Source organism: Gammaproteobacteria bacterium, assembly GCA_028817255.1.
GTDB lineage: Bacteria > Pseudomonadota > Gammaproteobacteria > Porifericomitales > Porifericomitaceae > Porifericomes > Porifericomes azotivorans.
In genome coordinates, this window is record JAPPQA010000133.1 from 1 (window position 1) to 4,613 (window position 4,613).

The 4,613-nt window shown below is 60.0% G+C and carries 4 protein-coding genes; all 4 read right to left on the minus strand.

Annotated features, from left to right (window positions below; translation table 11 throughout):
• Positions 1 to 264: 264 nt before the first annotated feature.
• From OXU43_05855 to OXU43_05870, 4 genes are read right to left on the minus strand one after another with little or no spacing between them, the layout of a single operon-like run.
• Entirely contained in the window at positions 265 to 1,473 is a 1,209-nt protein-coding gene (locus OXU43_05855; protein ID MDD9824677.1) for an ATP-binding protein, read from the minus strand.
• 15 nt (positions 1,474 to 1,488) lie between these two features.
• Positions 1,489 to 2,754 carry a class I SAM-dependent methyltransferase gene (locus OXU43_05860; protein MDD9824678.1) on the minus strand — a complete coding sequence of 422 codons (1,266 nt, stop codon included), beginning with the start codon at positions 2,752 to 2,754 and terminating at the stop codon, positions 1,489 to 1,491.
• Complete coding sequence (locus OXU43_05865) at positions 2,751 to 3,638, minus strand: ParB/RepB/Spo0J family partition protein (protein ID MDD9824679.1); 888 nt, start codon at positions 3,636 to 3,638, stop codon at positions 2,751 to 2,753. The genes OXU43_05860 and OXU43_05865 overlap by 4 nt, the downstream gene beginning before the upstream one ends.
• Before the next feature lie 14 nt (positions 3,639 to 3,652).
• The gene (locus tag OXU43_05870) at positions 3,653 to 4,441 is read right to left on the minus strand and encodes a ParA family protein (GenBank protein MDD9824680.1); all 789 of its coding nucleotides are present in this window, start codon (positions 4,439 to 4,441) and stop codon (positions 3,653 to 3,655) included.
• Positions 4,442 to 4,613: the final 172 nt, after the last annotated feature.

Here is a 4,613-nt window from a genome sequence, read left to right on the forward strand (position 1 = left end):
GCGCCCTCGTCTTGCCGACTCCCCCTCAAGGGGGGAGTGATGCGTAAGAAGCGCTTTGCTTCCCTTCGATTGCGTAACGGCTTGTAGCGCCGTCTGGCGATGCGCCCGATACGCACTGCCCGGCCATTTTTTATGTAATTTTGGAGCCGGAAACTCCAGTTTTTATAAAATATTGTAGTTTTATGCCATGTAAAAATAATAGGTTACTTGCACTCTAAAATGCCCAAAGTATCTTGAACCTGAACGAAAAGCGGGTGCGAAGACTCAGGCGAGCTTGGCCCGCATTGCCTCCAGATAGAAGTAAATTCTGTGTATGCGCGTGGGGAAGCGATAGAGGCCGCGCTCGCCTTCCTGAGCGGGCACGAGGGCGCCCAGTTTGCGCATCCGCCTGAGGAAGTTGTCCAGGACCTTTCTTTCCGCGGCAGTGAGCGTCGGCAGCGACAGGAGCTGCTTTCTGGAAAACTCTTTCTCGAAGACCGGCGTGTGCCCGGCTATCTTTCTCAGGATGGAGCGGTATCGCGCGCCCCGCAATGCCAGGATGATCTCGTTATCCAGGAAGCGGCGCCCTACGGATTCGGCGGCCTCGAATATTCCGTCGAACGCCGCCTTGAACCCCACCTTTCCGTTGCTGGCGATTTTCCATACGGCATCACCGATCTCATGGGCCATTGCCGGCAGGCCGTCGGAATTTTTGGCGAGAAATTTGATGTTTCTGCTGCCGATCCCGATTCCGCCCCTGCGGAAGGCGTTCTCGAAAAACTCTTCGCTTTCGGAGCGCGTCCAGGGCTTTATGTCCACCATCGGTTGGAAGACCCTGCCCACGGACGGGTTGTGTTCCATCATGCGGCGGAAGCGCTCTTCCAGGCCGACGAAGACCAGGCAGACGGGATTTTTCCGCCTGCTGGTGGCCTCGCCGTCCACCATGCTCTTGAGCCAGTTGGCGAAGGCAGGCGTGTCGGCCAGGCCGTTGATGTCGTCCAGGACCAGCAGCAGCATTTTCCTGTCGCCGCCCGCGGTTCTGACGATATGTCCGAGGGTGTCGGTGAAGTTCCGCACGGTGCCCTGCCACTCGGCGGCGGGAACATTCAGTTCGATCTCGGCGCCGTACAAGCCGACCCTTTTGATGCGTTTGCCGAGCAGCGACCACAGTTTTTTGCCCCAGGATTTGGTTTCGTCGTTGTCTCTCAGGATTTGCAGGTGGGTCTCGCGCGCCAGGTCTTTTAATTCCCGCACCGCCCCCAGGTGCACATGCGCGAAGATGGCCTGCTCCTCGCGTTCGGCCAGAGCGCCGACCAGGGCGGTGATCGAGCTTTTGCCGATGCCGCGCTCGCCGGAAATCCAGCCGACTTGCAGCTGCCCCCGCCGCGCCTTGCGCGCCATGGCGCGCAACTCCGCGACTTGTTCCCGTCGCCCTACGAACAGCCCGGCATCCACCGGCCGGGTCGGCGTAAAGGGGCTGGCGTCCGGGTCCACTGCCGGCAATCCTTCTCAGGCGCGTACGCGAGCCACGACGAACCAATCCCAGATTTCTTCTGGCGCATCGGGGAAGTACCCGTAGTCGAATCTTTTCGTCAATTCCCAGGGATAATAGATTTTTTTCGGTTCGCCTATCTCTAAGCCAGCCTCCCGGAATTCCTTTTCAATCGTCTCCTTGGTGTGGTAGCACTGCGAGATTCGGCCATCGTCGGCGTAAGAATAATGAGGGTCCCCGTTCATTTTCTTGGTCACTTCAAATGCCTTTATGATCCGATCGACGTGGTCGGAGTTGTCGCCAAGGATTTTAGAATAATGTTTTCGCCAAAGACTGCATAGGTATTCCGTTGTATCGTAAGAGGGAAGAATGGCGATGAATCGCCCTCCGGGATTCAACGCGCCGACGATCCTTTTTAGTAGTATTGGAATATCGCTTCGTTTTTCCGGCAAGATAGAATTCACGGAAATGGCAATGTCGTATTTTTCGCTGGGGCGATAATCTTTAATATTAACTTTTTGCTTGCGAACGGCGATGTTCCATTTTTTGCCGACCTCTTCGGCAATGGCAAGGGCAGTCTCATTTTTATCTACGCAGGTGATTTGTTTTATTTTCGATGCATCGAGAAAGTGTATCAGGTTGCCCGGTCCACAGCCGAAATCAATAATCGAAGTTCTTTCGGAGATTACAATCTCGTCCAGGTAATCCAGCAGTTTATTGCGTCTGGCGTTATTTTTTCCGGGATCGGGTTTCGTCATCTCGGGGGCAAATGGGCCTAGAATGTAATTGTGATAATCTTCCGCAACAATATCCCAATTTACATCGCCGTCTTTCATAGGCAGGTTCCGATAACCGAAGATCAAGTTGGGGCGATTGCGGTAATCCGAGATTGCCTTCCATAATTTGGGGTTGGTAAAGAGAGTCGGGTTTCGCTTGAGCCAATGCGAATGATAGCCGGCAACCAAACTGATGATGAGAGAAAATTCATGATTTTTATCGTATCCTTTATCAATTATTTCCTGCACATGTACCCAGGCTTTGTAACAGTACGCATCGTATTGGGCGATTTCCTCCGCATTCATGATTTTTTCATAATGTTCGGTAGTGGAGATATCGAGATACTTCGGATATTTATGGCAAATAGACATCAATTCATGCCACACCGTTGAGAGATAACTGTTAACGGACTCTTTATTTTGCTGGTTCCAGAAGTGGGCGGTAAGACCCGCTGTTCCCAGGGAGATGATTAGGGCAAGGCCCGCGATAATCGTCGCAGTCGTCATTTGCCCTGCCCGATCTTCTGCAGGATGCCGTCCAGCTCCTCCAGAGAGGCGTAGCGGATCTGCACGACGCCGCCGCCGCCGCCGCGCCGCCCGTGCCGGATGGCCACCGGGGCGGCCAGACGCTCGGACAGGCGCGTCTCCAGCTTGCGGATGTTGGGGTCCGGGGATGCCGCCGCCCGGCCCCGGCCCTTCTTGCCGCCGCCGGCCGCGTCTTTGCCTTCCCCGGCCGCCGCGCGGCGCGCCAGCTCTTCGGTCTCGCGCACGGAGAGCCCCTTGCGCGCCACCGCCGCCGCCGTGCGCCGCTGCGCCGCGGCGGGCAGAGAGAGCAGGGCCCGGGCATGCCCCATTTGCAGTTCGCCGTCCTCCACCCGCTGCCGCACCTCGGGGGCCAGCGTCAGCAGGCGCAACAGGTTGCTCACCGCCGGGCGGGAACTGCCGAGCTGGGTGGCGACCTGGGCGTGGCTCATCTTGAATTCCCGGATCAGGCGCTCGATGCCGCGCGCCGTCTCCAGCGGGTTGAGGTCTTCCCGGCGCAGGTTCTCGATCAGCCCGATCAAGGACGCCTCGCGGTCGGACAGCGGCCGCACCAGCGCCGGGATGCGTTTCAGCCCGGCCTGTTGGGCGGCCCGCCAGCGGCGCTCGCCAGCGATCAGTTCGTAGGCGTTGCCGTCCAGGGGGCGCACCACGATGGGCTGTACGACGCCGTGGCCGCGAATGGAGTCGGCCAGTTCCTTCAGCGTTTCCGGCGGGATGCGCCGCCGGGGTTGAAAGCGCCCCACCCGGATCCGGTCGGGCGCCAGTTCGCGCAGGCCCTCCGCGTCCGCGCCCGGCTCTACGCCCAGCAGGGCCTCCAGTCCCTTCCCCAGACGCTTGCGCTTTGCCATTCGTTCGCGCCGCCTCAGGCCGGAGTCGCGGCCGTTTCCGCGCCGGCGCGGCGCAGCATCTCGCCGGCCAGGGCCAGATAGGCGACCGCGCCCTGGGAGGATTTGTCGTAATTCAGGATGGGCTGGCCGTAGCTGGGCGCTTCGGCCAGGCGCACATTGCGCGGGATCACGGTGCGATAGACTTTGTCGCCGTAGTGTTGCAGCAGCTGCGCCGATACCTCGTTGGCCAGATTGTTGCGGCCGTCGTACATGGTGCGCAACAGGCCCTCAATGCGCAGGGAGGGGTTGAAGTAGCGCTCGATGCCCCGAATCGTTTCCATGAGGGCGCTCAGCCCTTCGAGGGCGTAGTACTCGCATTGAACGGGGATCATGACGGAGTCGGCCATCACCAGCGCGTTGACGGTGAGCATGTTCAGAGCCGGCGGGCAGTCTATAAAGACGAAGTGGTAGCGTTCCCGCACCCCGGCCAGGGCCTCGCGCAGGCGCGATTCGCGGCCCTCGGTCTGGAACAGGGCTACCTCGCAGCGGGTGAGGTCGGTGTTGCCGGGCAGCAGATCGTAGCCGCTTTGGATGCCGACCAGGGCCTCGGCGGCGGCGCATTCTCCCAGCAGCACTTCCGCGGCGCTGTGCTCCAGCTGCCGCTTGTCCAGGCCGCTGCCCGCCGTGGCGTTGCCCTGCGGGTCCAGATCTACCAGCAGCACCCGGCGTTTGGTGGCCGCCATCGAGGCGGCCAGGTTGACGCTGGTCGTGGTTTTGCCTACGCCGCCCTTCTGGTTGGCGACCGCGATGATCCTGGATTTCAAAGCCGCTGCTCCTTTGTCCCCCGCCTGCGCTTCCTGCTGCCGGCGCGGTTCCGATGCCGCTTTCGATGTCGGCCCGGGGATTATCGCACAGGTTTCCCATCACTCCCCCCTTTACACCGGGGAGTCGGCAAGACGAGGGCGCAAGCCCGAAGTCGCGCCGGTGGGGGGAGCA